2 pseudogenes are annotated in these 884 nt (G+C 68.7%); both read right to left on the reverse strand.

The features are described 5' to 3' along the window. Positions 1 to 169: pseudogene (locus ACLJPL_RS34020) on the reverse strand (2-oxoacid:ferredoxin oxidoreductase subunit beta); the annotation flags it as partial. After that, a pseudogene (locus tag ACLJPL_RS34025) lies at positions 162 to 884 on the reverse strand (2-oxoglutarate ferredoxin oxidoreductase subunit alpha); the annotation flags it as partial. The pseudogenes ACLJPL_RS34025 and ACLJPL_RS34020, both read right to left, overlap by 8 nt.

Raw genomic sequence — 884 nt, forward strand, 5'->3', positions numbered from 1 at the left:
CGAGTTCGGGCATGAAGCCCTGGACGGCGGCGAGGACGGCGTAGTCGCCGCAGCCGGGGCACCAGCGCACTTCCTGGTCGGATTTGAAGTCCTTCATGGACTGGGGTGTTTCGGCTTTGGGCACCAGCTGGAGGAGGTCGTTGTGCTGGAGTTGGCGGGTGTCAGGCATCGATGGCCTCCTGGAGAGCTGTGGCGAGCTGCTCGGCCTTGAAGGGCATGCCGTTGACCTGGTTGTAGCTGTGGGCGTCGACCAGGTACTTGGCGCGCAGCAGCATCGCGAGCTGGCCGAGGTTCATCTCCGGCACCACGATCTTGTCGTACCGGGTGAGTACGTCGCCGAGGTTGCGGGGGAAGGGGTTGAGGTGTCTGAGGTGGGCCTGGGCGATGGGTTGTCCCGCGGCGCGCAGCCGGCGGACGGCGGCGGTGATCGGCCCGTAGGTCGAGCCCCATCCCAGGACCAGGGTGCGGGCGGTGGCGGGGTCGTCGACGGTGAGGTCGGGGACCTCGATGTTGTCGATCTTCGCCTGGCGGGTGCGGACCATGAGGTCGTGGTTGGCGGGGTCGTAGGAGATGTTCCCGGTGCCGTCCTGTTTCTCGATCCCGCCGATGCGGTGTTCCAGGCCGGGGGTGCCGGGGACGGCCCAGGGGCGGGCCAGGGTCTGCGGGTCGCGTTTGTAGGGCCAGAACACCTGGGCGCCGTCGGCCTGGGTGTGGTTGGGGGCGGTGGCGAAGGGGGTGGTGAGGTCGGGCAGGCTGCTGGTGTCGGGGATGCGCCAGGGTTCGGAGCCGTTGGCCAGATATCCGTCCGAGAGCAGGAACACCGGGGTGCGGTAGGTCAGGGCGATGCGGGCCGCGTCGATCACCGCGTCGAAGCAGTCTCCCGG

The sequence above is a fragment of the Streptomyces sp. cmx-18-6 genome (genome assembly GCF_046548915.1).
In the GTDB taxonomy this organism is placed as follows: domain Bacteria; phylum Actinomycetota; class Actinomycetes; order Streptomycetales; family Streptomycetaceae; genus Streptomyces.